The 22,992-nt window shown below is 61.1% G+C and carries 23 protein-coding genes; 12 read left to right on the forward strand and 11 right to left on the reverse strand.

Annotated features, from left to right (window positions below):
- Positions 1-292: 292 nt before the first annotated feature.
- Positions 293-1,069, forward strand: a complete 777-nt coding sequence (locus CUV01_RS03745) for a response regulator transcription factor (RefSeq protein ID WP_101459286.1) — start codon at positions 293-295, stop codon at positions 1,067-1,069.
- Positions 1,066-1,578, forward strand: coding sequence for a hypothetical protein (locus CUV01_RS03750; protein ID WP_101459287.1), 513 nt, complete (start codon positions 1,066-1,068; stop codon positions 1,576-1,578). Before CUV01_RS03745 ends, CUV01_RS03750 begins: the two co-directional genes overlap by 4 nt.
- Positions 1,579-1,928: 350 nt before the next feature.
- Here the strand turns inward: CUV01_RS03750 and CUV01_RS03755 are convergent, their stop codons facing one another.
- From CUV01_RS03755 to CUV01_RS03765, 3 genes are all read right to left on the reverse strand, one after another.
- Complete coding sequence (locus CUV01_RS03755; RefSeq protein WP_101459288.1) at positions 1,929-3,008, reverse strand: DUF475 domain-containing protein; 1,080 nt, start codon at positions 3,006-3,008, stop codon at positions 1,929-1,931.
- 205 nt (positions 3,009-3,213) lie between these two features.
- Positions 3,214-3,759: a molybdopterin adenylyltransferase gene (gene mog / locus CUV01_RS03760; RefSeq protein ID WP_101459289.1), complete on the reverse strand. Its 546-nt coding sequence runs from the start codon at positions 3,757-3,759 to the stop codon at positions 3,214-3,216.
- Positions 3,756-4,982, reverse strand: a complete 1,227-nt coding sequence (locus CUV01_RS03765; protein ID WP_101459290.1) for an argininosuccinate synthase — start codon at positions 4,980-4,982, stop codon at positions 3,756-3,758. Before CUV01_RS03765 ends, mog begins: the two co-directional genes overlap by 4 nt.
- 277 nt (positions 4,983-5,259) lie before the next feature.
- Here CUV01_RS03765 and ilvA point away from each other — a divergent pair, with 277 nt between their 5' ends.
- Entirely contained in the window at positions 5,260-6,507 is a 1,248-nt protein-coding gene (ilvA, locus tag CUV01_RS03770; RefSeq protein WP_101459291.1) for a threonine ammonia-lyase IlvA, read from the forward strand.
- A 36-nt stretch (positions 6,508-6,543) separates the two neighbouring features.
- On the opposite strand, the gene CUV01_RS03775 is transcribed toward ilvA, so the two are convergent.
- Entirely contained in the window at positions 6,544-6,900 is a 357-nt protein-coding gene (locus CUV01_RS03775) for an Hpt domain-containing protein (RefSeq protein ID WP_101459292.1), read from the reverse strand.
- A gap of 123 nt (positions 6,901-7,023) precedes the next feature.
- Here CUV01_RS03775 and CUV01_RS03780 point away from each other — a divergent pair, with 123 nt between their 5' ends.
- A complete protein-coding gene (locus CUV01_RS03780) occupies positions 7,024-8,361 on the forward strand; it encodes a PP2C family protein-serine/threonine phosphatase (RefSeq protein WP_101459293.1) in 1,338 nt (445 codons plus the stop codon).
- Here the strand turns inward: CUV01_RS03780 and CUV01_RS03785 are convergent.
- Entirely contained in the window at positions 8,358-8,888 is a 531-nt protein-coding gene (locus tag CUV01_RS03785; protein WP_101459294.1) for an NUDIX domain-containing protein, read from the reverse strand. The two genes, CUV01_RS03780 and CUV01_RS03785, sit on opposite strands and share 4 nt — an antisense overlap.
- 187 nt (positions 8,889-9,075) lie before the next feature.
- Between CUV01_RS03785 and hslO the strand changes: the two genes are divergently transcribed.
- The 6 genes from hslO to CUV01_RS03815 all read left to right on the forward strand — a co-directional run bounded on the left by hslO (position 9,076) and on the right by CUV01_RS03815 (position 15,532).
- Positions 9,076-10,098, forward strand: a complete 1,023-nt coding sequence (gene hslO, locus CUV01_RS03790) for an Hsp33 family molecular chaperone HslO (RefSeq protein ID WP_101461848.1) — start codon at positions 9,076-9,078, stop codon at positions 10,096-10,098.
- The gene (locus CUV01_RS03795; protein ID WP_101459295.1) at positions 10,095-10,691 is read left to right on the forward strand and encodes an NUDIX hydrolase; all 597 of its coding nucleotides are present in this window, start codon (positions 10,095-10,097) and stop codon (positions 10,689-10,691) included. The genes hslO and CUV01_RS03795 overlap by 4 nt, the downstream gene beginning before the upstream one ends.
- Complete coding sequence (locus tag CUV01_RS03800; RefSeq protein ID WP_101461849.1) at positions 10,688-11,860, forward strand: CCA tRNA nucleotidyltransferase; 1,173 nt, start codon at positions 10,688-10,690, stop codon at positions 11,858-11,860. Before CUV01_RS03795 ends, CUV01_RS03800 begins: the two co-directional genes overlap by 4 nt.
- On the forward strand, positions 11,857-13,710 hold the full coding sequence (locus CUV01_RS03805; RefSeq protein ID WP_101459296.1) for an ABC transporter ATP-binding protein: 1,854 nt from the start codon (positions 11,857-11,859) through the stop codon (positions 13,708-13,710). The genes CUV01_RS03800 and CUV01_RS03805 overlap by 4 nt, the downstream gene beginning before the upstream one ends.
- The gene (locus CUV01_RS03810) at positions 13,707-14,933 is read left to right on the forward strand and encodes a class I SAM-dependent RNA methyltransferase (protein ID WP_101459297.1); all 1,227 of its coding nucleotides are present in this window, start codon (positions 13,707-13,709) and stop codon (positions 14,931-14,933) included. The genes CUV01_RS03805 and CUV01_RS03810 overlap by 4 nt, the downstream gene beginning before the upstream one ends.
- Before the next feature lie 68 nt (positions 14,934-15,001).
- Positions 15,002-15,532, forward strand: coding sequence for a L,D-transpeptidase family protein (locus CUV01_RS03815; RefSeq protein WP_101459298.1), 531 nt, complete (start codon positions 15,002-15,004; stop codon positions 15,530-15,532).
- 83 nt (positions 15,533-15,615) lie between these two features.
- On the opposite strand, the gene dalA is transcribed toward CUV01_RS03815, so the two are convergent.
- Positions 15,616-16,131, reverse strand: coding sequence for a divisome-associated lipoprotein DalA (dalA, locus tag CUV01_RS03820; RefSeq protein ID WP_101459299.1), 516 nt, complete (start codon positions 16,129-16,131; stop codon positions 15,616-15,618).
- 230 nt (positions 16,132-16,361) lie between these two features.
- Here dalA and CUV01_RS03825 point away from each other — a divergent pair, with 230 nt between their 5' ends.
- Entirely contained in the window at positions 16,362-17,009 is a 648-nt protein-coding gene (locus tag CUV01_RS03825) for a L,D-transpeptidase (RefSeq protein WP_101459300.1), read from the forward strand.
- A gap of 79 nt (positions 17,010-17,088) precedes the next feature.
- On the opposite strand, the gene CUV01_RS03830 is transcribed toward CUV01_RS03825, so the two are convergent.
- From CUV01_RS03830 to ectA, 5 genes are all read right to left on the reverse strand, one after another.
- Complete coding sequence (locus tag CUV01_RS03830) at positions 17,089-18,222, reverse strand: GNAT family N-acetyltransferase (RefSeq protein WP_101459301.1); 1,134 nt, start codon at positions 18,220-18,222, stop codon at positions 17,089-17,091.
- A gap of 297 nt (positions 18,223-18,519) precedes the next feature.
- Positions 18,520-19,905 (reverse strand): aspartate kinase, encoded by a 1,386-nt coding sequence (locus CUV01_RS03835; protein ID WP_232962681.1) that lies wholly within the window; start codon positions 19,903-19,905, stop codon positions 18,520-18,522.
- A gap of 127 nt (positions 19,906-20,032) precedes the next feature.
- The gene (locus CUV01_RS03840) at positions 20,033-20,425 is read right to left on the reverse strand and encodes an ectoine synthase (protein WP_101459303.1); all 393 of its coding nucleotides are present in this window, start codon (positions 20,423-20,425) and stop codon (positions 20,033-20,035) included.
- A 6-nt stretch (positions 20,426-20,431) separates the two neighbouring features.
- Positions 20,432-21,721 (reverse strand): diaminobutyrate--2-oxoglutarate transaminase, encoded by a 1,290-nt coding sequence (gene ectB / locus CUV01_RS03845; RefSeq protein ID WP_101459304.1) that lies wholly within the window; start codon positions 21,719-21,721, stop codon positions 20,432-20,434.
- 46 nt (positions 21,722-21,767) lie between these two features.
- The gene (ectA, locus tag CUV01_RS03850) at positions 21,768-22,298 is read right to left on the reverse strand and encodes a diaminobutyrate acetyltransferase (RefSeq protein ID WP_101459305.1); all 531 of its coding nucleotides are present in this window, start codon (positions 22,296-22,298) and stop codon (positions 21,768-21,770) included.
- A gap of 227 nt (positions 22,299-22,525) precedes the next feature.
- Between ectA and CUV01_RS03855 the strand changes: the two genes are divergently transcribed.
- Positions 22,526-22,990, forward strand: a complete 465-nt coding sequence (locus CUV01_RS03855; protein WP_101459306.1) for a MarR family winged helix-turn-helix transcriptional regulator — start codon at positions 22,526-22,528, stop codon at positions 22,988-22,990.
- Positions 22,991-22,992 lie beyond the last annotated feature (2 nt).

Here is a 22,992-nt window from a genome sequence, read left to right on the forward strand (position 1 = left end):
TCCGTCCGCTATTTGGAAAAGATCCAGTTTGCGGCACTCAATTAGAATACCCACCACCCCTGCCACCAAAACAGCCGCACGAAGAGGCTAGCCCCCAACAACGGCTTTGGTTAGGTGGCGCAGGGGTCGTCGGGACTAGTCCACCGCCCTTTGGAGCAGCCCTGACCAGACAAGAGACTTAGTTCTTTCGGGTAGGATCAAAGATGGAATACGCATCGCCATAAACATATATAAATACAGAATGTTAAATAAATCAGAGATATAAGTTCTTTAAATATTAATAAAATGTGATATGTTGATAGAGGAAATAAAAAACCAAGTCAGGCGCACAAATTTTTCCGCTAACGATTCGCACCGAACGCGGCCAGCAGGGATAAACAGCATGACCATCGTCGCCCTCAACGATGTTTCTTTTACGGCTACGGAACAAACAGCCGAATCAGACGCAAATATCGTCTTCGTCGGAAATCAGTTCAATTTCTCCGGCAGTCTTATCGCAGCAACCAGCCAGGAACTGGGGCAGATCGCATCCGCCGTGGTGCACTCTTTTTCGGATTTCAGGCGATTGATCGCGGCGGCGCAAACCGCGCCCGCGATCACCATACTGGACGAACCAACCATGCGCGGGCTGTCAGAAGAGGATCGCGATTTTCTTCTGAGCCTGCCGGATCTGACGATCGGACTGGCATTTTGCAACGCGCCCTACGCTGTCGCCTGCTATCAGGACGAAAAGCTGCGCCTGCATTTGCCCAGTATGTTCCCCTTGAACGTACGGCTGGATATCTGGCTTTCGATCATCAAACTGATTGCCCATGGCGGCAACTATATCTGCCCCGAGGTCATCGCCGGCAAGGCTGTGAATGCCGGTTCGGCGGATGATTGCAGCCTGACGCAACGCCAGTTGGACGTGCTGCGGCTGGTCGCGGATGGCCAATCGAACAAGCGCATCGCCGCCATGCTGGGCCTTTCGATCCACACGGTTAAACTGCATCTGCACAATGCCAACCTTCGGCTCGGCGCACGCAATCGCACCGAAGCCGCGATGCGCTATCGTGCCATGCAGTCATGACAGACGGTCCAGGCCACGGCGCAACAGAACCCGCGCTGGATGCGGTGCTGCTGAGGGTCGGACGGCTGAACTATTCCTGGAGCAACACCGAAAGTCTGCTGATCCATCTGCTTTCGGGCCTGAGCGGTATGGCAAAGGACGCCGCCGTCGTCGTTTTCCTGTCAGTGCAATCGACGCGCGGGCGCATCGAGATGGTCGAAAGGCTGGCCAAGCTGCGCTTGCCGCCGGGCGATCAATTGCAGGAACTGCTGGAATTGACAGATCGCTTCTCAAAGCTTTCGGCACTGCGCCATCAATACAACCATAGCATTTGGTCATTTCAGGATGACGGCTCTGTTTCAACGATCCTGATGCGAATCGCGGATCGACGCGACAAGATACGAATGGGCAGAAAGCAAAGTCTGGACCAGGATCAACTGGCACGACTGGATCAAGAACTAGACGCAATGTCACAGCTGAACCGCAATATCTGGCGGTTTCTGCGAAAATATGATTTCCCCGTAGACTAAAATATAGCGCCAAAACCTATATGCAGTGATTTTTCAAAGGTATATATTTGTTGCTTTAAACCAGATCCAGCCGCACGCTCAGGTTGCAATCTGCTTGCTGCGTCTTATGAATTTTCCGCGCAGGAAATAGGCGCCTTGATTCAATAAAATTCAGTATCCGCAATTACCGGATCAAACCGACCAGCTGATCGATATTTCTCCAAGTTATTCTTTAAAGGCAGCAATATCCATCGGGATCTGTGCCATCGATTGCCTGAACCTCCACTGACGGCTTCCCCAAAATCATCGATCAGCAGACAGGGGCCGCAGTTCAGCGCTGCGGCCCCTTTTGGGTCAAACTTGCAAATAGCCTACTCGGCAACCTGTTCGGCGACCCGGTTAGATCGGATCGAGGACCACAGCGATATACCGATCAGCGTTGCACCGCCCAGGCCGGTGATGACCTCTGGGATATGCACAAAGGCCTGCAGGAACATGATGATGGACAGTGAGATGATCGCATAGAAAGCACCGTGTTCCAGATAGCGGTACTGTGTCAGCGTGCCCTTTTCGACCAGCATGATGGTCATGGAGCGCACATACATCGCCCCGATCCCCAGACCGATGGCGATGATGAACAGGTTCTGCGTCAGCGCAAAAGCCCCGATCACACCGTCAAAGCTGAAGGACGCATCCAGTACCTCGAGATACAGAAAGGCGCCCAGCCCGCCTTTGGCCCCGGCCTGCAGCATCTCCTGGCTGCTATCCAGCAACCCGCCCAGCACCTCGACCAGAAGAAAGGTCAAAAGCCCCCAGATCGCAGATTTGAAAAACACCTCGGACGCGACGGGATCAAGGAAATGCGAGAAGACCAGCACCGTGGACAGGACAATCGCGACCTCGATGCCGCGAATGGTGGCGTATTTCTGCATCCGCTGCTCTAGCCAGCGGACCCAATGAACGTCCTTCTCATGGTCAAAGAAAAAGCTCAGCCCGACCATCATGAGAAAGGTCCCGCCAAAGGCCGCGATGGGCAGATGTGCGTCGCGCATGATGCGGGCGTATTCCTCGGGCTGCGAGGCCGCCATGACCATTGCCTGCCAGGGCCCGACCTTGGCCGCGATCACAACGATCAGCAACGGAAAGACGATCCGCATACCGAAGACAGCGATCAGAATACCCCAGGTCAGAAATCGGCGCTGCCAGGCTGGCGTCATGTCTTTCAGCTTGTTGGCGTTGACGATGGCATTATCGAAGCTGAGCGAGATTTCCAGCACCGCCAGCACGGCACAGATAAAGAACACACCCAGCGTCCCCGCCACGGTGCCGGTCATCTGCCAGCCCAGAGCCACCCCCAGCGCAAGGCCGACTATCGTCACGATAAAGGCCCATTTGAAATATTGCAGCGTCCCACGCGTGGGCGCTGCAACGGATTGCGATCCGTTCGTCATGTCAGAATCATCCCTGCGGCTTGTTCGAAAACAGTGCCGACATCACGAACGTACCGCCACGTTCGCCAGAGGGGCCCGGTCACCACCGTGCGTCCGCCGTAGCGGACGAGCCAGCACATGCGCCGTTTGCGGCCAAAAATCAAGAAGTCTGCGGCCCTGCGGACAAGACAGGCGCTGAATGCGGCAACGATGCCTCAGAAGCGGGCTATTTGCCCTTGGGCCTGAATGCAGCGATCCGGGCCGGATCGGTCTCGACCCGCGCCGCGCCCATCAGATCCAGACAATAGGGTACAGCGGCAAAGACCGCATTCAGGCAGGTCGCAATGGCCGAGGGCTTGCCGGGGATGGTGATGATCAGCGTCCTGCCGCGGCTGACAGCAGTTTGCCGGGACAGGATCGCGGTCGGCACCTCGCGCAATGATGCGCGACGCATCTCCTCGCCGAAGCCGGGATATTCGCGCTCGGCCACATCCGCCACTGCCTCGGGGGTCAGATCACGCGGCGCGGGGCCAGTTCCGCCCGTCACAAGGATCAGATCCATGCCGTCATCATCGGCCAGCTCCCGCAGCTTTGCCGCCACGACCTCGCGCCCATCGGGAACGATCACGCGGGTGATCTCTATGGGCGAGGTGATGGTCTCGCGCAGCCAGCTTTCGGCGCCCGGACCACCCTTGTCTTCGTATTCCCCGCTGGCCGCCCGATCACTTACGGTGACGATGGCGATGCGGGTAGTCTGGCGCTGCTGGGTCATTTCACCCGCGCATTTCGGTTACCGATCAGCTTCAGCCGCAGGGCGTTCAGTTTGATGAACCCTGCCGCGTCTTTCTGATCATAGGCCCCGGCGTCGTCCTCGAACGTCACATGCGCCTCGGAATACAGCGTGTGATCGGACCAGCGACCCACGGTGGTGGCGCTGCCCTTATACAGTTTCAGACGTACGGTGCCGCTGACATGTTCCTGGCTTTTGTCAATGGCTGCCTGCAGCATTTCGCGTTCGGGGCTGAACCAGAAACCGTTATAGATCAGTTCCGCGTAGCGCGGCATCAGGCTGTCTTTCAGGTGGCCCGCGCCGCTGTCCAGCGTGATCTGCTCGATGCCGCGATGGGCCTCAAGCAGGATCGTACCGCCCGGCGTTTCATAGATGCCGCGCGACTTCATCCCGATAAAGCGGTTCTCGACGAAATCCAGCCGCCCGATGCCGTGCTTGCGACCGTATTCGTTCAGATCGGTCAGGATCGTGGCGGGCGACAGCGGTTTGCCATTGATCGCCACGGCATCGCCCTGTTCAAACGTCACCTCGATATATTCGGGCTGATCGGGCGCATCCTCGGGGCTGACGGTACGCTGATAGACATATTCGGGCGCTTCCTCGGCGGGGTCTTCCAGCGCCTTCCCCTCGCTGCTGGTATGCAGCAGGTTGGCATCCACGCTGAACGGCGCCTCGCCGCGTTTGTCCTTGGCGATGGGGATCTGGTTGGCCTCGGCGAACTCGATCAGTTTGGTCCGGCTGGTCAGATCCCATTCACGCCATGGCGCGATGACGCGGATCGCGGGGTCCAGCGCATAGGCCGACAGTTCGAACCGCACCTGATCGTTGCCCTTGCCGGTCGCGCCATGCGCCACCGCATCGGCGCCGTGCTGATGGGCCAGCTCGACCAGACGCTTGGAGATCAACGGCCGCGCAATCGAGGTGCCCAGCAGATACAGCCCCTCATACAGCGCATTGGCGCGGAACATCGGAAAGACGAAATCGCGGACGAACTCTTCGCGCAGATCCTCGATATGGATGCTCTCGGGCGCGATGCCCAGCAGCTCTGCCTTGGCACGGGCCGGTTCCAGTTCCTCGCCCTGCCCCAGATCGGCAGTAAAGGTGATGACCTCGCAGCCATATTCGGTCTGAAGCCATTTCAGAATGATCGAGGTGTCTAGCCCACCGGAATAGGCAAGGACGACTTTCTTCGGCGCGTCGGACATGTGGTTAATCCCTTTGGAATTTGGCAAAAGGGAATAGGACCTTATGCCGCGTGTCACAAGGGCAGGCCGCAGATATTCCTGATTTCGCGATCATGCCATACTTTGCCGCGTCAAACGGGCAGGAATGGGCAGCAGGTTGCAGGTCCCTGACAACCGGGACTTATGCCGCTGCATGGGTCTTTCAGCCGCAGCGAATCCCAGCCTTTCAACACCTGCCGGGCGGTGTGCCGCGTCAGTAAGTCTTGATTATCCGGTATTCTCTGGGCAAGTGACAGGAATGGAAAATTTTGTCGCCTCCGTCCGTTTGGCCGAGGCCGCCTTGCGCGACCTGTTCGAGCCGACGCCATTGCAGCGCAACGACCACCTGTCGGCCAGGTACAACGCCGATATCTGGCTCAAGCGTGAGGATCTGACTCCGGTTCGCAGCTATAAGCTGCGCGGCGCTTTCAATGCGATGCGCAAGTTCATGGCCCAGGGCCAAAGGACGGATGCCCATTTCGTCTGCGCCAGTGCCGGGAACCACGCTCAGGGCATGGCCTTTGCATGTCGCCATTTCGGGGTGCGCGGCACCGTGTTCATGCCGGTAACAACGCCACAGCAGAAGATCCAGAAAACCCGCGTTTTCGGTGGCGATTCCGTAGAAATCGTAATGACGGGCGACTATTTCGATCAAACCCTTGCGGCGGCGCAGGCCTTTGCCGCCGAGAAGCAGGCGGTGTTCCTGTCACCCTTTGATTCGGCCGATGTGATGGAGGGGCAGGCCACCGTGGCGCTGGAAATCATGAGCCAATTGCCCACGGCCCCTGATCTGATCGTCCTGCCCGTCGGTGGAGGCGGGCTGTCGGCCGGGATCGCACGTTATCTGCGAAGCGATGCGCCGCAGACACAGCTGATCTTCGCAGAGCCACTTGGCGGCGGCAGTCTGCAGGCCGCCCTTGAGAACGGCGCGCTGGTGACGCTGCCGGCGGTGGACGGTTTCGTCGACGGCGCAGCTGTCGCCCGGATCGGGGCCTTGCCGTTCGAGGAATTGTCGCGTTTCTCACCCAAGGACGTTCATCTGGCACCCGAGGACCGGATCTGCATCACCATGCTGGAAATGCTGAATACCGAGGGCATGGTCCTGGAGCCAGCAGGCGCGCTGGCCGTCGACATTTTGGCCGATCTGGACGATCTGGCCGGCAAAACCGTGGTCTGCATCTGTTCGGGCGGTAATTTCGACTTCGAGCGGCTGCCCGAGGTCAAGGAACGCGCGCAGCGTTTTGCCGGCAAGAAGAAATACCTGATCCTCAGAATGCCGCAACGGCCCGGGGCACTGCGGGAGTTTCTGGAACTGCTGGGGCCTGACGATGATATCACCCGCTTTGAGTATCTCAAGAAATCGGCGCGGAACTTCGGTTCTATCCTGATCGGCATCGAAAGCAGCGACCCCGCGAACCTGACGGCCCTGATGCAACGCCTCGATCACGCTGATCTGACCTATCGCGACATCACCCGCGACAGCATCCTGTCCGAATTCCTGATCTGATCTGCACTGACGATCGGTTTTCGGGACCTGTCCGCGTCATGCCGTATCGGCCCTGCCCTGCTGATTGTCTTCAGTCACGCGCGGCAGATCGCGTATGAACATCTGCTTGGTGAGCGAATAGCAAATGACGATTTCATCCAGCGAGATGTTTTTCAACTCACCGCGACCGATCCTTGCCTCATAGTCATCGCATAATGTGGCAAAGGCATCGAAGCCGAGGTTGCAGGCGCTGCCCTTGAGGAAATGCAAATCGCGCGCCAGCTTTGCCGGATCGTCCATCGACAGCAGCATGACAAGGCCTTCGATCTCGTCCAGAAATAGTTCCAGAACTGGTTCGAACTCGCTCGGGCCGACTTCGTCTCGCAGCGCGCTCACCCGGTTCCAGTCGATCATAGTTTCCTCGTCACATCACGATTCGTGTTGGCTGGGTCTATCAGGCCGCGATTACCGAAGCCTTAACCCAACAGCGTGCCGCGATTTACGCGATTTTTACCACCGGCGCGCTATGCAGGCCGCATGAGCGCCACGAATCGTCCTGCACCCGCGTCCAACGCCGCCAGCGTCCCTCAGACAGCGGGGCGGCTGGTGCTGCTGGTCGATGATAGCCGCGCGCAGCGCCGGATGCTGATGATCCAACTGCAGCGCGCAGGGTACCGCGTTGCCGAGGCGGAATCAGGTCAGGCGGCGTTGGATTTCTGCGCCATGCAGGAACCCGATTTCATCCTGTCAGACTGGATCATGCCGGGCATGACTGGTCCTGATTTCTGCCGAAAGTTCAGGGCTCTGACAAAAAAGGGCTATGGCTACTTCATCTTGCTGACGTCCAAGACCGACAAGGCCGACATCGCCTTTGGGCTGGAGGCCGGCGCCGACGACTTTCTGACCAAGCCGATCTCGGGCGCTGAATTGCTGGCCCGATTGATGGCCGGCGAACGCATTCTGGAATTCCAGGAAAAGCTTCGTGCCAGCAATGCGCAACTGCAAAAGACGCTTGACCGCCTCAGTCTGGCACAAGAGGCGCTGGATCGCGATCTGCGCGAAGCCCGCAAGTTGCAACAGGGGCTGGTGCGCGAACGCTCGGGACGGTTCGAGAACTTCGAATTGTCGCTACTTTTGCGCCCCGCGGGGCATATCGGCGGCGATCTGGTCGGCTTTTTCCCGATCAATGAGAACCGCGTTGGCGTCTATGCCATCGATGTGTCGGGCCATGGCGTCACCGCGGCCTTGCTGACGGCGCGACTGGCGGCGCATCTGTCTGGATCAACCGAACAGAATGTCGCGCTACGCGCGGCGCAGAACGGGCAGGACGCCGTCCCACCCATCGCGCTGGCGCATTTCTTCAACAATATGCTGCTCGAAGAGATGCAGACCGATACCTATTTCACCATGGTCTATGCCGATATCGACTATCGAGAGGGCGTGCTGCGTATGGTGCAGGCGGGGCACCCGCACCCGTTGGTGCAACGCAAGAACCAAGAGATCGAACTGGTGGGTGATGGCGGTATGCCAATCGGTATTTTTGGCCGCCCGCGCTTCAATGAGTTCGAGGTGACACTGGCGCCCGGCGACCGGCTGTTGATTTCCTCGGATGGCATTACCGAAGCCACTGATCCAGAGGGCAACATGCTTTGCGATGAGGGGCTCAAATCCTTTGTCCGTGGCCATCAGGCGCTGCAGGGCCATAACTTTCTTGACGCAATTTCGTTCTGCGTGAACCAGTTTTCGCACGGTGATCGGCAAGACGATATTTCTGCGGTCCTGATCGAACACCGCGAAAGCCCGCAAACGAAACCTGGCCGCGGCCTGCAACCGCTGCCCGCGCCTGAAAACAACGACCCCGACAGCGGCACCTAGCGGCGCGACAACACCCCGCCGTGTCGGTCGCGGCGCGTCGGCGACATGGCTTTATCGGGATGACGGCGGCTTGCCTGAGCCAGAAAGCCACCCTTCATCAGTCGGGTCACAAAGGCACGCGCCCCGGGTTCACTTAGCGCAGCAGGCAGGTCAGCCAGCGGCACCCACACGGCGCGATGATCCGGTTCAACGGGATCACCTCGACGAACAACCGGCTCAGCCAGCCAGATCGTGCAGATCTTTTCCGCCCAATAGCCGTATTCCGGCAACCACGCATAGCGACGATAGGCGCCAATACGCCGCGGCGACGCAATGGCCCAGCCGGTCTCTTCGAACACCTCACGATGCAGCGCATGGATCGGGCTTTCACCCGGATCAATGCCGCCACCGGGCAGTTGCATGTCAGGTTCCGGCCCGGCCTGCAGCGTCAACAGCACCTGCCCTCGGCGCAACAGCAACCCATAGGCACCGGGCCGCGCACGGTAATGGCGGCCAGTCACGGGCGGTTGTCCGTATCGCGGTATCATACGACGCCCTTCTGCCGTTTCGTGACCGTGGGCCGGAGATAGCCGGCGAGCGACACAGATGAAAGCCTGCTCTTGGGATCGCTTGGCGATTGCCTATATTAGGGCAGAACACGCATTTATTAGGGCAGAACACGCATTGCCCGTGGCCGCCTACTTGCGCGGCCCGCACTGACCTCAAGGACGAATGATGAACAAGATCAACCAGATCGCTTGGGATGATACGATCCTGCCCTTTCAACTTGACCGCTCGAATATTCGCGGGCGGGTCGCACGTCTGGATGGGGTGCTGGACCATATCCTGTCACGCCATGACTACCCCGAGGCCGTCAGCGCGCTGGTGGCCGAGGTCGCGTTGCTGACCGCTCTGATCGGCCCGACGATCAAACTGCGCTGGAAGCTTAGCCTGCAGGTGCGTGGCTCGGGCGCGATCAGGACCATCGCCGCCGATTACTTTGCCCCCGCATCCGAGGGTGAACCTGCCCGCATTCGCGCATGGGCCAGTTTCGATGCCGATCGACTGGATGACCGCGCGCCCTTCGACCAGATCGGCGAAGGGTATGTTGCGGTGCTGATTGACCAAGGCGCCGGCTCGACGCCTTACCAGGGGATCACGCCACTGGCGGGCGGGTCGCTGTCGGCTTGCGCGCAAAGCTATTTCGCGCAGTCAGAACAGCTGCCAACGCGGTTCAGTCTGACTTATGGCCAGTCGCGCATGTCCGGTGAGGATCAGCATTCGCGCGCCGGCGGCGTCATGCTGCAGACCCTGCCTGCCCAACCCGCGCAACTCAGCGAGGGCGGCAGCGGACAGGACGGGCTGATCGAGGCCGCCGATATCCTGCAAGGCGCCGAATCAGAGGACTGGAACCGCGCCAATCACCTGTTGAACACGGTCGAACCGTTGGAATTGATCGGCCCGACTGTTTCGCCCACAGACCTGCTGGTTCGCCTGTTCCACGAAGAAACGCCGCGTGTCTTTGACTCTCAAAGCGTAGAGTTCGGTTGCTCTTGCACAGCGGACCGGGTCCGCGACACCTTGGCGATCTATTCGGCCAAGGACATCACCCATATGACCACTGACGATGGCGTCGTCACCGCCGATTGCCAGTTCTGCGGCGCACATTATGAATTCGACCCCGAAAGCCTGGGGTTCGAGGCAACCGTGGACGCGGATGGCAACCCGATCGAACCGCAAGACAAGGCCGCCGAGTGAGTTTGATCTGGTCAGAGGATCTGCTGCGTCGGGCCCTGCGGCAACCGGCAGGGCCCACGTCGGATTTCGACCTGAACCCGGATGTTGCACCGCCTGCCGGGCAGTTGCGGCAAGCCGGCGTTCTGATTGCCTTTCACGAAGATGACGGCAGGCTTGTCCTGACCAAGCGCGCCGCCACCATGCGCCATCATCCGGGCCAGATTGCCCTGCCCGGCGGCAAGGTCGATCCAGCCGATGCCGATGCGATTGCAGCCGCCCTGCGCGAGGCACATGAAGAGGTCGCCCTGCCGCCCGATCAGGCCGAGGTCATGGGCACCCTGCCCGCCCATCGCACCGTTACCAGCTTTGCGATCCGTCCTGTCGTGGCCGTTATCCGTGGTTCGTTTACGCCGCGCCCCGAGCCGGGCGAGGTAGCAGAGGCCTTTTGCCTGCCCTTCGCTCATATCGCCAACCCCGCACTTTATCGGGTCGAGGGTCGGTTCTGGCGCGGCACATGGCGCAGCTATCATGCTGCACCCTACGGTCCCTATTACCTTTGGGGCGCGACCGCGCGGATCCTTTGGTCTTTGGCAAACAGGTTGAACGCCGCATGACGCAGATCGGCGGCCCATTTCTGACCGACCCGGCGCTGACCGCAGTGCTGGACGCGATCGAGGCCGGCGGGCACCGCGCGCTGCTGGTCGGTGGCGTGGTCCGCAATGCGGTTCTTGGCGAGCCGGTCAATGATATCGACCTTGCGACAGACGCGCGCCCCGAGCGGGTCAGTGAATTGGCCGCATCCGCGGGGCTAAAGCCAGTGCCGACCGGCATCGACCATGGCACGGTTACGGTCGTCTCGAACGGCACGGGCATCGAGGTCACGACCTTTCGCCGCGATGTGGAAACCGATGGCCGCCATGCGGTGGTGGCTTTTAGCGACCGGATCGAAGATGACGCACAGCGCCGCGATTTCACCATGAATGCGCTTTATGCCACCCGTGATGGGCAGGTGCTCGACCCGGTCGGCGGGCTGGACGACCTGCGGGCTAGACGGCTGCGATTTGTGGGCAACGCCCAGGCGCGCATCCGCGAGGATTACCTGCGTGTCCTGCGCTATTTCCGCTTTCACGCGTGGTACGGGCGGCAGGTAGACCCGGCCGCGCTGGCAGCATGTGCCGCGTTGGCGGATGGGCTGGACGGCATATCCAAGGAACGGATCGGCGTTGAAATGCGCAAGCTGCTGGCCGCGCCCGATCCCTCAGAGGCGCTGTCGCTGATGGCTCAGGCTGGCGTTTTGGCCCATGTGCTGCCGGGTGCCGATGCGTCCGCGATGCCGGATCTGGTCGGGGCCGAGGCCGCGGCCGGGATCACGCCCAGTTGGCCACGCCGACTGGCGCTGCTGTGTACCGACAAGACCGTCACAGCCCTGCTGCGCCTGTCACGGGATGAGGCAAAGGTTCAGGCGCGGCTGGCCGAGGCCAAGGCCGGCGACTGGTCGCTGAACGAGGCAGGTTATCATTTGGGAAAGACACTGGCCGTTGACCATACGCTGACACGCGCGGCACGGGGTCAAAAACTGCCCGATGGGTGGATCGCGCGGATTGAGCATGCGGCGCAGGCGGGGCTGCCGATCAGCGCAGATGATCTGATGCCACAGCTTGAGGGGGCATCACTGGGTCGTGGCTTGCGTGCGGCGGAAGAAGCGTGGATCGCGGGGGATTTCGCGCTTCCCGCGCCCGCCTTGATTGACGTCGCGCTTCTGGCCGGAAAGGGTGACGCATGAGCCTGCACCGCCGCCTTGGAAATCTGGTCGACGCCTTTCGCCCCGCCGACGGGCCTCCGCCGCACACATTGCTGGCCTTCTTCCGCTGGTGCCTGTCAGGCGCATGGGGCGGATTGTCGCTTGCGGCCATCGCCTCGGCTTTCAGCGGCATGGCCGATGTAATCGCCGCCATCCTGCTTGGCGCAGTGGTCGATGCCGTTGCGGGTGGCGACCCTGCGAACCTTTGGTCTGCCAATGGCGCCCTGATCGCGGTTTTCGTGGGCTTTTTCCTGTTGCTGCGCCCGGTGATCTTTGGCCTGTCCACCGCCAGTTCCAGCGTGATCGTCGGCCCGAATATCCTGCCATTGGTTCTGTCGCGGCTGCACCGCTGGACGATGGGGCAGTCAGTCACCTTCTTTGACAATGATTTTGCCGGCCGGTTGGCGCAGAAACAAATGCAGACGGCGCGCGCCGTCACCGATGTGGCAACCGAAATGGTGAACGTGGTGGCCTTCGCCCTTGCCTCTATTCTTGGCTCGGCGGCGTTCCTCGTGTCGGTCGATGGCTGGGGGGCGGTGGCGCTGATTGTCTGGCTCAGCTCTTATTTCCTGCTGATCCGCTTCTTCCTTCCACGCATCCGGTCACGCGCGGGCGCACGCGCCTCGGCCCGTGCGATGGTCACCGGCCAAGTCGTGGACACGATCACCAATATCAAGACGGTCAAGCTGTTCGCCCATACAGACCACGAAGACCGCGCCGCCCTTGGGGCCATGGCCGGTTTCCGCGAACGCGCGCTGGATTTCGGCGTCGTCAGCAGCTGGTTCCGCCTGACCCTGATGTTCGTCGCAGGCATTCTGCCGGTCATCCTGATTGGTGGCAGCATTCTGTTGTGGCGCGACGGTGTGGCAACGCCGGGTGATGTCGCCGCCGCCGGTGCGATCTCGATGCGGCTGAGCCAGATGACGGGCTGGGTCAGCATGGCGCTGATGGGCATGTGGGGCAGCATCGGTGAGGTCGAGGACGGCATGAACACCCTCGCCGCCGCACATACCCTGACCGATACGCCCGATGCGACGGTGTTGCAGACGGTTCAGGGGCGCATTGATTTCGATGATGTCAGCTTTGCCTATGGCCGCGAGGGCGGCGGTCTGGACAATCTGACGCTGCATATCGCGCCGGGCGAAAAGGTCGGCATTGTCGGGGCTTCGGGTGCGGGCAAGTCAACGATGGTGGCATTGCTGCTGCGGCTTTACGATGTCGAGGCTGGCAAGATCCTGATCGACGGGCATGACATTCGGGACGTGACGCAGGAAAGCCTGCGTCGCCAGATCGCGATGGTCACGCAGGAAACTGCGATGTTCAACCGCTCGGCCCATGACAATATCCTGTATGGCCGCCCCGACGCGACGCGTGCTGAAATCGAGGTCGCCGCCCGCGCCGCCGAGGCACATGGCTTTATCCCCGATCTGGAGGATTTCGCCGGTCGAAAGGGCTATGACGCGCATCTTGGCGAACGCGGCGTCAAGCTGTCGGGCGGCCAGCGGCAGAGGATCGCGCTGGCACGCGCCTTCCTGAAAGATGCGCCGATCCTGGTGCTGGACGAGGCGACCAGCGCGCTGGACAGCGAGGTCGAAGCACAAGTGCAAGAGGCGCTGACGCGTGCGATGCAGGGCAAGACCGTGCTGGCCATCGCCCACCGTCTGTCCACGATTGCCGAGTTGGACCGCATCATCGTGCTGGATCATGGTCGCATCGTCGAGCAGGGCAGCCATGACGACCTGCTGGCACAGGACGGCCTTTATGCCCGCTATTGGAACCGTCAATCGGGTGGCTTTCTGGGATTGGACGCGGCGGAAGAGGCCGCCGAATGACCACATGGACGATCCAGAGGCTGGGCCGGCGCGGTGATGGCGTCGCCGTGGCCGAGGACGGGCAAAAGGCGCTGGCCGCGCTGACGCTGCCGGGTGAAGTGATCGCAGGCGAGGCCCTCGAAGGCCGGATCGCCACGCCGCGCATCCTGACGCCCTCGGCTGATCGCGTGCGACCGATTTGCGGACATTACCGCGCCTGCGGCGGCTGTTCACTGATGCATGCCTCGGATGGGTTCACCACCGACTGGAAACGGCAGGTGGTGGAAACAGCGTTGCACGCGCAGGGTCTGGATGCGCCCATCGAGGGCGTGCATGTCTCTCCGCCTCGGTCGCGCCGGCGTGCGGTGTTTTCCGGGCGACGCACCAAGAAGGGCGCTTTGGTCGGCTTTCACGTCCGCGCCTCGGATGTGATCGCCGATCTGACCGATTGCCATGTGATCCGCCCCGAAATTCAGGCGGCGCTGCCCCTGCTGCGTCAGATCGTGGCGGTGGGGGCCTCGCGCAATGCGGAACTGTCGATCGTGGTGATCCACGGGCCTGCCGGGCTGGACGTCGCGATCACCGGCGGCAAGCCGATGGATGCGACCCTGTTCCAGACGCTGGCCGGGCTGGCCGAACTGGGCGATCTGGCGCGGCTGGATTGGGGTGGACAATCCATCACCCGCCGCACCCCGGCGCTGCCGATGGGTCGGGCACAGGTGGTGCCGCCTGCGGCTGCATTTCTTCAGGCCACTGCCGAGGGTGAGGCCGCCCTGCGCCAGGCCGTCATGCGGATCACAGAGGGCGCCGCACGCATCGCCGATCTCTATGCCGGTATCGGGACGTTCACCCTGCCCCTGGCAGAACGGGCCGAGGTTCACGCCGTCGAAGGGCTGGCCGCGCCGCTGACCGCGCTTGATGCCGGCTGGCGCGCGGCAGCCGGCCGGCACCGCATCACCACCGAAACCCGCGATCTGGCCCGAAACCCATTGCTGGCTGACGAGCTGGCTCGCTTTGACGCAATTGTGATTGACCCGCCTCGCGCGGGTGCTGCGCAGCAGGCAACTCAGATCGCCGGATCTGCGATTGAAACGGTCGCCTTCGTCAGCTGCGATCCGGTTAATTTCGCAAGAGATTCGCGCATTTTGACCGAAAGCGGATTTGTCATGAGCCAACTGACGCTGGTCGATCAGTTTCGCTGGTCGCCGCATATCGAGACGGTCGCGGAATTCCGCCGACGCTAGCGCGATCATGCCCGATATGGTATCAATGCACCATAACTAGAACGCAAAATAGCGACAAAAGGGCAGTGATGATTCTGACAAGGCGCGCAATCTTGGCGCTGGCCGGAGCAGCGGGCGTGTCAGCCTGCGGCGGCGGCGACAGCAGTCCAAAATCCAACAAGTTCAGGGCTTATAGCGGTCCCCAGGTGACGCAGATCGTCATCAACAAGGGCGAACGGCGGATGCATCTTTTGCATCTGCGTCAGGTGCTGAAATCTTATGACGTCGGTCTGGGCAATCAGCCCATCGGCCACAAGATGTTCGAAGGCGATGGCAAGACGCCCGAGGGGATCTATTTCATCGACCGGTTCAACCCGCGCAGCGCCTTTCACCTGTCGGTCGGGATCTCTTACCCCGACGCGCAGGACACCGCGCGCGCGATGAGTTTCAACCGGCGCCCCGGCGGCGACATCTTCATCCATGGCCGCGGCCCCGAGGGCAACGCCAAGGCGCCCAACAAAGCCGACTGGACGGCTGGCTGCATCGCCGTAACCGATGACGAAATCGAAGAGATTTACGCCATGCTGACCACCGGCGTACCGGTCGTCGTCAATCCCTGACCAACGCCAAAACACACGAATGCAAAAGCCCCGGCCATTCGGTCGGGGCTTTTCGTTTCATCATTTGCAGTTCTGTCGGCGGATCAGTTGCCGGTGATCAGCGTCCACCAGATCTTTTTCGACGGTTCCTGATACCAGCCCAGCCCCAGCGTGCGGGCGGTCGGGTCCATGATGATGTCGCGCGTGTCGCGCGTCTGCATCCAGGCGTTCAGCGTCTGGATATCATTTTCATAGGATTCCGAGATCGCCTCGCCGATCACCTCGCCGTAGTAGCCCTGCCGGCGGGCGCGATCCAGCGGCGAACTGCCATCCGATCCGAAGTGCCAGGCGCGGTTCTGGGCTGCCATGTCACGAGAATGGGCAACCGCAGCGGACGAGAGCTGTGGGTCCAGCATCAGCGGCGACTGACCGATATTGGCGCGTAGCTGATTGACCTGACCCAGCACGCGAACGGGAATTTCGACCGACTCGCGCTCTGATATCGTGTAGGCAACGGGAATAGGCTGGCCGTCCGGGCCAAGCTGTGACGGGGCGATGCGCGGCGCACAGGCGGCCAGCGCAAGCACCGACAACAGTACCATGCTGCGAATATTGATCATTCTTGCTTGTCCCTCAAAGGCGGTTTTTTAAAGATTTACCCAATCCCGCGCTACCAATCAAACCCAAGAATCCGTGATGCGGCAGTCCTGCAACAACGCTTTTGGCTACCTGCGCTGATGACGCCGGTTTGATTTGCCCGAACGCGGGCCTTGGCGTAAATCCGCTTACATCCACATGCTGGGCAGTAATAAGGCCGCGAAACAGCGACCGCAGGACGAAGGACACCCAAATGAGCAAGTTTCACCAGCTGAATCGCCGGACGTTTCTGACGACCGCCGCCGCAGGTGCCGCAGGTCTGGCCCTGCCCGCCTTTGGTCAGCAAATCGACCCCTATACGGGCCAGCCGATCTACAATGCGACACCCGGCGCCACGCCGGATGCCGGCGCCGTGCAGTATGACAGCGGCCAGGACAGCCGCCGCAATGTCAGCAGCTTCCACTCCCAGCACTGGCAACCCCATTTCGACAACCTGACCAATGGCGCGATTCTGGTCGATTTGACCTCGCGCGCCGTGCATTACTGGTCCGAAGATCAGTCGGTCTACAAGCTGTACCCCTCGTCCATCCCCGTCAGCGAAGACCTAACCAAGCGCGGCCGCACCGAGGTCATCCGCAAGGTCGAGGGCCCGACCTGGTCGCCCACGCCGGACATGAAAAAGCGCAACCCCGAATGGCCCGATTTCGTGCCCGCCGGTCCCGACAACCCGCTTGGCACCCACGCGCTGTATCTGAGCTGGCAGTATTACCGGATCCACGGCACCCACGACACGCGCAAGATCGGCCGCAAATCGTCCAACGGCTGTATCGGTCTTTATAACGAACATATCGCCGAACTGTTCGGAATGGCCAATGTCGGCACCCAGGTGCTGATCATCTAACGGCAGATCAGATCGCAATAGACCAAGGGGCCGCGCCATGCCGGCCCCTTTTTCATGTCTGCTGGCCTGTGGTCGGGTCCTAGCCTTCGCGGCGGAACGGTCCCCAATCCGCGACCTCGGCGATCTCGGCGCCGACTGCTGCGCGCTCGTGATCCAGATAGTCGGCCAAGGCCCGCTGAAAGCCCGGATTGTGGACCCAGTGCAGCGAATGGATCTGCACCGGCAGATACCCCCGCGCCAGCTTGTGCTCGCCCTGCGCGCCGGCCTCGACACGAGACAGCCCGTTCGCAATCGCAAAGTCGATGGCCTGATGGTAGCACAGCTCAAAATGCAGAAAGGCGTGGTCCTCGACGCAGCCCCAATAGCGGCCATAGATCGTATCGGCCCCGATAAAGTTCAGCGCCGCCGCGATGGGTCGCCCGTCGCGCTCGGCCAGAACCAGCAGGATATCGTCGCGCATGGTCTGGTGAATGGCGTCGAAAAAGGCGCGCGTCAGATAAGGCCGGCCCCATTTGCGACTGCCGGTGTCCTGATAAAAGGCCCAGAACGCATCCCAATGCGCGGGCTGGATCTGATCACCGCGCAACTGCCGGATGGTTCCGCCAAAGGCCTGCGCGCGCTGGCGTTCCTTGCGCAATGCCTTGCGCTTGCGCGAGGACAGATCGGCCAGAAAGGCATCATAGTCGGGATAATCGCGGTTGAGCCAGTGATATTGCTGCGTGGTGCGGGGCAAAAAGCCAGCCTCGGCACCCAGATCAGCCTCGGCCTCTTTGCAGAAGGTCACATGCACGCCCGAGGCACCGACACGTTCTGCAACTTGCGTCATCCCCACCAACAGCGCGCGCTGCACGATCGGATCGGGCGATAAAAGGCGCGGACCGGTGGCCGGTGTAAACGGAACCGCACATTGCAGTTTGGGGTAATACTCGCCGCCGGCCCGCATATAGGCCTCGGCCCAGCCATGATCAAAGATGTATTCGCCCTGGCTGTGCGATTTCGCATAAAGCGGCGCGACGCCAACCAGCGTGTCATCCAGCCGCGCTGACAGATGCAGCGGCTGCCAGCCGGTGCCGGGTCCCACTGAACCCGAGCTTTCCAGCGCGTCGAGAAAACGGTGGCTGGTAAAAGGATGCGGGCCGGCCAGCCGGTCCCAATCCGAGGCAGGTATCTCCGAAATGGCGGGATGTGTCTGAATGCTGATCGCGGCTGTCATGCGCCTAGAGATAGGACGGAAAGCGCCGCTTGTCAGGGGGGCGGCGCACGCCGTCACCGGATGGTGACATGGATCGCGCGTTTGGCCTGAACCGTACCGGCCTGAGGTCGCCCTTGGGCGATATTTAACTGCTGCGTGTTTCGATCAGCCTGAACGCACGCTGCAAGACGTGCATGGTTTCCTGCCAAGAAGAGATCGCCATCACGAAACCGATGCACTCTCGGGCCGGACCAACAACGCCATCAACCGCGCCAAAAGATCAAATCATGATCAATCAGCGCGGCGAAATCTGTGGTTTCAGGCGGCAATCTTTGCGGAACTGTCTTCCTCGATCAGCCGCGCATGCAGCACCTCGATGGCCTGTTCCAGCGCATCACGGCTGACGACGAATTGCACATCGACCGCGCGGGTCGGCTGCTGCGCCGCGTGAACCGTCACGCCTGCATCAGCCAGCGCCTGGAGGCCGCGCAGCAACATATGCTGCCCGCCCAGATCACGCCCGATGACCGAGGCAATCGCCTGCGACCGGGCCGAGACCTCGGCTGACGGATAGATCGCAGCCAGTTCGGTTTCGATCCGCTGAACGACCTTCAGCGAGGCCGCAAGGAAGTGGGTGATCGTGTTGGCGTTCGAAGTCTTGGACACGATAAAGGCATTGTGACGCTTGAGCGCCTCAAGGATGGTCGCGTCATAGCCTTTGACGCCGACCATATCCTGTTCGAACAATTCCAGCGCCACCACCGGCAAGCCTGCCACGATCTCGGGACCCGGCGTTCCTGCCGGGGCATCGTCGATCAGCGTGCCCGGATCATCGGGCTGGAACGCATTGGTGACGCGCAGCGGGATCTGTGCCTGCCGCAAGGTCTTGGCGGCCTTGGGATGGATCGCCTCCATGCCCAGATTGGCCAGCTGATCGGCGACGTCGTAATTGGTGTGACCCAGCTTGCGCACGGCATGGGCGCCAACCAGTACCGGATCGGCGGAGGACAGGAAGAACTCCTTGTGGATCACCGCCTCGGCTGCGCCGGTCAGTGCAGCAAGGCGCGAGAAAGTAACCTCGGAATAGCCGCGGTCGAATTCCGCCATCAAGCCTTCGGTGCATTGTGCATAGCCGGTAACAATGGGTAGTTCGGTCGCCAGATCAACGCCGGTCATGGCAGATTTCAGGCGTTCGTCCAGCGTCAGTTCGCGGTCGTCGCGCCAGCCGGTCAGATCGACATAGCGCGCCGAAACGCCTGCGCGGTTCAGCAGCAGACTGGCGACAAAGGCCGAATGCGCCTCGCCCAGACCTGACAGCAACTCGCGAAACACCATCATGTGTTTGGACAGCCGGAAATGGCCATAGCTGCACAAACGCTGCAAATCGAACAGGCAGGACCGCGCACCCTCGATCCGTTCGCGGACAAACTCATCAGCCTGCCTCAGATCGGCGGAATGGGCCAGGATGTCATGATTGGCCTCGCACATGGCCTCTGCCACCCGGTCCAGAGCCTCCAGCCAGCCATGCCCTTCGGCAGCATTGGCAAAGCTGGCGTAAACGCCCGGCTCGCCGGTTTTCTTGTGCTCCAGCAGCAGGTTGGTGATGCCGCCAAAGGCCGACACGACGAAGATGCGGTGGTAGAGATCAGCACCCTTGCGGTCGCCGATCAACAGCGTATCGCGCAGCTCTTTCAGGCGGCTCATCGAGGTGCCGCCGATTTTCTCGACGGTGTGATGGGGGAAGGTGAGTTCGGTCAATCGCTTTTCCCGGCCCTGTTGTCGGGCCGGGCCTCTGTTGGGGAGTTGCTGGGTCGGCTGCGAAAAACGCCCGTCAGGCGTTCACGGCCGCCGCAGCGTAAGACCCGTCGGCCTGATGCACCTCGGTCCCGGTAACGGGCGGGTTGAAGCAGCAAGCCATGACCAGTTCTTCCTCGGCGCGCAGCGTGTGCTTGTCATGCAGGTTCAGCGCATACATCACGCCGGGGCGGATCTCATGTGTTTCGCCGGTGGCAAGATCGGTGATGTTGCCCTTGCCCGACATGCAAAAGACCGACTCGAAGTGGTTCTTGTAGTGGAACGTGTGTTCCGAACCGGCGGCCAGCGTGGTGATGTGAAATGAAAAGCCCATCTTGTCATCGGCCAGCAGCATCCGCACGCTGGTCCATTGTGCATCGCTGACGGCACGGTCGGTGGTTTTCAGTTCGTTGAAATCGCGAACAATCATGTTGGTCTACTCCGCTGCGATCTGGTTTTTGCCGGTGGCTGCGGCGACGGCTGCCTCCAGAATATCCAGACCCTTGGTGAAAATCTCATCGGGGGTGGTCAGCGGTGCCAGCACCTTGACCACTTCGTCATGCGCGCCCGAGGTTTCGATGATCAGCCCGTTGTCAAAGCAGGTGGCGCAGATCTGGCTTGCCAGTTCGCCATCGCCAACATCGACGCCCAACATCATGCCGCGGCCCTTCAGCGTGGCACCGGGGACCATCGCAGCGATGCCTTGCAGGCGCTGATGCAGATAGTCGCCCTTGCGCTGCACGTCCTTGGCAAAGCGGTCATCGGACCAGAACTTTTCCAGGGCGATACGGGCGGTGACGAAGGCGTGGTTATTGCCCCGGAAGGTGCCGTTATGCTCGGCCGGCTTCCAGATGTCATGTTCCGGCTTGATCAGCAGGGCTGCGAAGGGCAGGCCCATGCCGCTGAACGACTTGGCTTGGGTGATCATGTCGGGGTCCAGCCCGAATTCCTCGGTAGAGAAATAGGTCCCGGTCCGGCCGATGCCCGCCTGAATGTCATCAATGATGAACAGCGCGCCATGTTTGCGGGCCAGCCGCTGGATGCCTTGCAGCCATTCGGCGCTGGCCGCGTTCAGCCCGCCTTCGCCTTGCACCGGCTCGACGATAAAGGCTGCGGGCGCGTCCATGCCGCTGCTGGGGTTGTCCAGCGTCCATTCGATATATTCCAGCGTGTCATTGTCGCCCATCGCGTTTTCGAACGGCATATGGGTCACATCGGCCAGGCTGCCACCGCCCGCGCCATCGCGCTTGCCGGAATTGCCGGTCAGCGCGAGGCTGCCCATGGTCATGCCGTGGAAGGCATTGGTGAAGGCCACGATATTGCGGCGGCCAGTGACCTTGCGGGCCAGCTTGATCGCGGCTTCGACGGCATTGGTGCCGGTGGGGCCAGTCATCATGACCTTATAGTCCATGCCGCGCGGGGTCAGGATCAGACGCTCGAACGTCTCCAGAAAGGCGGCTTTGGCATCGGTGAACATGTCCAGCCCGTGGGTCACGCCGTCGCGGCTGATATGGTCGATCAGCGCAGCCTTCATATCGGCGTCGTTATGGCCGTAGTTCAGCGATGAACAGCCCGCCAGAAAGTCGATGTAATCGCGGCCTTCGGCGTCGCTCAGGATCGAGCCGCTGGCCTTGGTGAACACTGTCGGAAAGGCGCGACAATAGCTGCGCGCCTGCGATTCACGACGTTCAAAAACAGTTGTGTCGGCCGATGTGTCGGTCGCCATGGTAGTACCTCGAATTTGATTTCGGTTTGGGCGGTGGCGGGGCCGGTCAGGCCGCTTGCGCCACCGGGGCCGGAAAGCGGATGGTGACCATGTGTTCGGTGGCGTGTTCGCCGTCGAAGTGGTCGTCTTTCCTGAAATGAGGCTCGTCGGTCAGAACGGCGTTGTGCCGGTCTGCCACGCTGCGGAACAGGCCCCAGCTTGCATCATTGTCGCGGGTGATCGTGGTCTTCAGCTTCAGGACGCCGGCCATATCCTCGCGCGACAACAGTTGAACCAGCATCTTGCCGGCAAGGCCGATCCCGCGTGCATCCTGTGCGACGGCGACCTGCCAGACGAACAGGGTGTCGGGCGCGTCGGGCAGCAGATAGCCCGAAATCCAGCCGACCGGCTCGCCGTCCATTTCGGCCAGTATGCAGGTATCGGCAAAATGATCGCATTGGATCAGATTGCAATACATGCTGTTCTCATCCAGCGGCTTGCACGAACGGATCAGTTCCCAGATGTCGCTTCCATCCTGCGCTTCGGGCTTACGGAAGGTCAGGTCTTGCTGGGCGTCTGTCTCGATCATGTCTTTCATGCCGCTGTCCTCATATTGCTTCGCGACACTAAGTAACATGTCTGGGCTATTATGCAACCGCAGCATGCCGTTTTATGCGCAAATAGCGCGATTTATGTGCTTTCGGCGTGGATTTTCGCAGTGCCTGCTGGCCCATTCATTAGGCAGCCAAATGAAGTATCAGCTAGCGATTGACCAGCGGCGTGGAATGCCCAAGAATGCTTCATCTGCGACGAAGGGGGAGTTGATTGGATCGTATCGATGTCTGCCTGATCGCGCTGCGGCGCATCCTTCGCGCGACCGAGTTGCACAGCAAGGATCTGGCGCAATCCGTTGGCCTGACCCCGGTTCAACTGCGGGTCGCACAGATCATGGCCGAATCGGAATCCACAACCGGCAGCATCATCGCCAAGCGCATGCATGTGTCGCAGGCGACGGTGACCGCGCTGATCGACAAGCTGGACCGTGCAGGCGTGGTCGCGCGCAAACCCGACCCGTCCGACAAGCGCCAGACGCTGCTTGTCCTGACCGATCAGGGCCATGCGCTGCTGGACAAGGCACCCGACGCCCTGCAACAGAAATTCGCGGGCGAATTCGAGGCGCTGGAAGGCTGGGAACAGGCGATGCTGGTCGCCAGCCTCGAACGCGTCGCCGCGATGCTGGACGCGGCCGAGCTGAAATCAAGCGCGGTGTTGTATCCGGGCGAGTTCTAGGC

Source organism: Paracoccus tegillarcae (assembly GCF_002847305.1).
In the GTDB taxonomy this organism is placed as follows: domain Bacteria; phylum Pseudomonadota; class Alphaproteobacteria; order Rhodobacterales; family Rhodobacteraceae; genus Paracoccus; species Paracoccus tegillarcae.

Coding starts and splice junctions, on each gene's coding strand:
- dalA (WP_101459299.1), bottom strand. CDS start 16,131: ATGATCAATATTCGCAGCATGGTACTGTTGTCGGTGCTTGCGCTGGCC.
- ilvA (WP_101459291.1), top strand. CDS start 5,260: ATGGAAAATTTTGTCGCCTCCGTCCGTTTGGCCGAGGCCGCCTTGCGC.
- CUV01_RS03830 (WP_101459301.1), bottom strand. CDS start 18,222: ATGACAGCCGCGATCAGCATTCAGACACATCCCGCCATTTCGGAGATA.
- CUV01_RS03835 (WP_232962681.1), bottom strand. CDS start 19,905: ATGAGCCGCCTGAAAGAGCTGCGCGATACGCTGTTGATCGGCGACCGC.
- ectB (WP_101459304.1), bottom strand. CDS start 21,721: ATGGCGACCGACACATCGGCCGACACAACTGTTTTTGAACGTCGTGAA.
- CUV01_RS03815 (WP_101459298.1), top strand. CDS start 15,002: ATGATTCTGACAAGGCGCGCAATCTTGGCGCTGGCCGGAGCAGCGGGC.
- CUV01_RS03840 (WP_101459303.1), bottom strand. CDS start 20,425: ATGATTGTTCGCGATTTCAACGAACTGAAAACCACCGACCGTGCCGTC.
- CUV01_RS03765 (WP_101459290.1), bottom strand. CDS start 4,982: ATGTCCGACGCGCCGAAGAAAGTCGTCCTTGCCTATTCCGGTGGGCTA.
- ectA (WP_101459305.1), bottom strand. CDS start 22,298: ATGAAAGACATGATCGAGACAGACGCCCAGCAAGACCTGACCTTCCGT.
- CUV01_RS03750 (WP_101459287.1), top strand. CDS start 1,066: ATGACAGACGGTCCAGGCCACGGCGCAACAGAACCCGCGCTGGATGCG.
- CUV01_RS03780 (WP_101459293.1), top strand. CDS start 7,024: ATGAGCGCCACGAATCGTCCTGCACCCGCGTCCAACGCCGCCAGCGTC.
- CUV01_RS03755 (WP_101459288.1), bottom strand. CDS start 3,008: ATGACGAACGGATCGCAATCCGTTGCAGCGCCCACGCGTGGGACGCTG.
- CUV01_RS03785 (WP_101459294.1), bottom strand. CDS start 8,888: ATGATACCGCGATACGGACAACCGCCCGTGACTGGCCGCCATTACCGT.
- CUV01_RS03825 (WP_101459300.1), top strand. CDS start 16,362: ATGAGCAAGTTTCACCAGCTGAATCGCCGGACGTTTCTGACGACCGCC.
- CUV01_RS03800 (WP_101461849.1), top strand. CDS start 10,688: ATGACGCAGATCGGCGGCCCATTTCTGACCGACCCGGCGCTGACCGCA.
- mog (WP_101459289.1), bottom strand. CDS start 3,759: ATGACCCAGCAGCGCCAGACTACCCGCATCGCCATCGTCACCGTAAGT.
- CUV01_RS03745 (WP_101459286.1), top strand. CDS start 293: ATGTTGATAGAGGAAATAAAAAACCAAGTCAGGCGCACAAATTTTTCC.
- CUV01_RS03775 (WP_101459292.1), bottom strand. CDS start 6,900: ATGATCGACTGGAACCGGGTGAGCGCGCTGCGAGACGAAGTCGGCCCG.
- CUV01_RS03810 (WP_101459297.1), top strand. CDS start 13,707: ATGACCACATGGACGATCCAGAGGCTGGGCCGGCGCGGTGATGGCGTC.
- hslO (WP_101461848.1), top strand. CDS start 9,076: ATGAACAAGATCAACCAGATCGCTTGGGATGATACGATCCTGCCCTTT.
- CUV01_RS03805 (WP_101459296.1), top strand. CDS start 11,857: ATGAGCCTGCACCGCCGCCTTGGAAATCTGGTCGACGCCTTTCGCCCC.